The organism is Ensifer sp. NM-2, from assembly GCF_003024455.1.
Classification (GTDB): Bacteria; Pseudomonadota; Alphaproteobacteria; order Rhizobiales; family Rhizobiaceae; genus Ensifer; species Ensifer canadensis.
In genome coordinates this window covers 1-379 of record NZ_PVZR01000176.1, presented here as the reverse complement: position 1 = coordinate 379, position 379 = coordinate 1, and the positions used below count along the sequence as shown (strand labels likewise).

Below are 379 nucleotides of genomic sequence, written 5' to 3'. Positions count from 1 at the left end.
TTGCCGTTGGTGATCGAGACGGTTGGGGCTGTAGCTCAGCTGGGAGAGCACCTGCTTTGCAAGCAGGGGGTCAGCGGTTCGATCCCGCTCAGCTCCACCATTCGATTGGTGTTGAACTGGCGGAAAGGTATCCTTGGAGAAATAAAAGTTTGCATCGGCTTAGGGCCTGATGCCTGTTCTGATTACATTGTGAAGAGAAGATATGTCTGGAAGCTTCCAGGTGTTGAAGATGGTCGAAAGATCGTTGGAGACGTCCGAGCCCAGTCCTTATGAAACCATGGAAGGTCTAGCCGACCGGATATGGAAGAGGGGCTGGAGGTAGGAAGGAAGCTTGTCTTATGGGCATGATCATTGTTTGGGTGTTCTTCGGAGCGCCCTT

Annotated in this window: 1 tRNA gene; it reads left to right on the top strand. The window is 52.2% G+C overall.

Going from position 1 to position 379, the window contains the following annotated elements:
* The first annotated feature begins 24 nt into the window (after positions 1 to 24).
* Positions 25 to 100: transfer RNA gene (locus tag C6558_RS39360), tRNA-Ala, on the top strand.
* Positions 101 to 379 lie beyond the last annotated feature (279 nt).